Below are 1995 nucleotides of genomic sequence, written 5' to 3' on the forward strand. Positions count from 1 at the left end.
GTCTGCAACGCGGCGAGCCGGGCTCCGCGTACCCGGTCCGAGCGCTGCTCGGTTCCCAGGAGCTGCGCGGCCTGGAGCTGAGTATCGGTGATATCCACACATACGACCTGGTAGGGGGCGCAGATTCCCCGGTCGATCGCCTCCGACAATGTGAGGGTGTAGCAGCGGGCCCCGAACGGCCCGTCGGGGTCGTCGTCCATGCTCGCCACCAGCTCACCCGGCGCGCCCTGCTGCTCCTGGTCGTCCTCCGGTTGCCACATGCGGGGTGTGGCGGTCATGTACAGCCGGCGCAGCGACGGGATGCGGGCGTTGTCATGGACGACGGCCCACGGTTTCCCGATCCGGCCGGATGTCCGGTGCGCCTCGTCGACAACGATCAGGTCCCAGCCGCTGAGGCCGGCGGCGTGCGCACGCTCCAGCGTGCCGAGCCCGAGCGAGGCGTACGTGGCGAACACAGTGACCTTCTCCAGCCCCCGCGTCCACTCCACCAGCTCGTCCACGCCCGTGGTGTTCGGGAAACCCGCCTCTTCCCCTCGCAGGGAGGAGACCCCGATCACCGGGCCCCGACGGCCTCCCTCAAGCCACGCCGCCTCGGTCTGCGTCAGCAGATCCAGCGACGGCACCAAGACCAGCACCCTCCCCGCACGGAGCTCCTGCGCGCTGCGCACGGCTACCCGGGTTTTCCCCGATCCGGTCGCCATGACCACCTGGGTCCGGAGCCCTTGCTCGGGCACACGCGAGCCTGCGGGCTGTTCGAAGGCACGGAGGACCGCGTCGACAGCCTCCCGCTGGGCGGCTTCGCGCTGATCCCTATGGTTCGTGGTCGGCATGCCCGCCCATCGGTTGTTTCTCGTGGGACTGTCCCCGGATCCGGTGTGAACTGCACGGGCTGGTGTGTGCTGAGTCCAGAGTCTATCCGCAAAAGAAAATGAAACACACACCGAAAGGAGACGTACCCTCTGCTCGCTTTTTTCGCTCTTCCGCACCACCCGCCCCGCCCCGGGCGCCGCGCTCGGGGCGGAGCAGGTGGAGGTGTGGACGAGTACGCCTCGAGGTCCGGGCAGACTGGCGTCATGGACAGGCACAGCACAGGTAAGTGGACACTGACGGTCGACGGGGAGAGGTTCGAGGTCACCGACCGTCCCGGTGAGCGGGGCACGTACGACTTTGTGTGGCTGTCAGGTCCCGACCCCGGGTACGGCTTCACTTCCGCGGTGCATCCGGCCGCAGCCCTGAGCGTTACGGAACTGGAGGAATCGGCGCGGGACTTCCTGAAGCAGGTCGATCCCGTCACCGGGCACATCGAATAGCCCCCCGTCCCTGAGAACGAGCGATCCCGGCCACACAGCACTACAGGGACTCCGGGGGCGAAGCCGGAGAGAGACCTGGCGCTCCTGCGCGCGTGAGGAATGACAGAACGGTGAGCGCTTTTTCCCGGGGGTTGATCCGACGTCTGCTTCGCGCGGTCGGGGGTACCGGGCGGATATGGCCTCGATGAAACGTGTGCGTGTTGCTCTTGCTCCCCGTGCGGTGCGACAGCTGCGCCGTGTGCGTTCGGTGTACCTGGTCGGGATGATGCTGTCCGTGCTGGGTTTGGTTCTGCAGTCGGGCAGGGAGGGTAGTGGCCGGCAGTCGGAGATTGCGAGTGTTCTGGTGGTGGTGTTCACCGTGCTGCTCGGGCTGGCGGTGGTCCAGCTGTGGCGGCATCAGAGGACGGCTCACTGCAGCACGGCCAAAAGGCTGACCCCTTCCGGCTGAACCCCTGCGCGCGGCACAGGCGGTGCGGAGCATCCGGGTACCTGCGCCACCGTCAAGTCGGCTTGTCCGGTGGGGGAGTGGCCGCCATGGTTGAGCTGTATCTCCTCGCGGGTTCAGGCCGGGACGGCCGTTCTGATGACGCAGGTGCATTGCCACCGCTGCCTGGGAGGACGGCACAGCCGGCCCCGGCAGCACGGAGTCCCCGGCTCCCGGATCACCACCCGCCTTCTTGTAGCC

The 1995-nt window shown here is 67.7% G+C and carries 3 protein-coding genes; 2 read left to right on the top strand and 1 reads right to left on the bottom strand.

Annotated elements, in window-relative coordinates; genetic code table 11:
- A partial coding sequence (locus tag ACFXKA_RS42585; RefSeq protein WP_379431843.1) for a DEAD/DEAH box helicase family protein occupies positions 1 to 830 on the bottom strand: 830 nt, incomplete at its 3' end.
- 243 nt (positions 831 to 1073) lie between these two features.
- On the opposite strand from ACFXKA_RS42585, the gene ACFXKA_RS42590 reads away from it, so the two are divergent.
- Both ACFXKA_RS42590 and ACFXKA_RS42595 read left to right on the top strand, forming a co-directional pair.
- Entirely contained in the window at positions 1074 to 1310 is a 237-nt protein-coding gene (locus tag ACFXKA_RS42590) for a hypothetical protein (protein WP_379431844.1), read from the top strand.
- A gap of 175 nt (positions 1311 to 1485) precedes the next feature.
- On the top strand, positions 1486 to 1758 hold the full coding sequence (locus ACFXKA_RS42595) for a hypothetical protein (RefSeq protein WP_379431845.1): 273 nt from the start codon (positions 1486 to 1488) through the stop codon (positions 1756 to 1758).
- The last annotated feature ends 237 nt before the right edge of the window (positions 1759 to 1995 follow it).

Source organism: Nocardia sp. NPDC059228, assembly GCF_042754245.1.
Taxonomy (GTDB): domain Bacteria; phylum Actinomycetota; class Actinomycetes; order Mycobacteriales; family Mycobacteriaceae; genus Nocardia.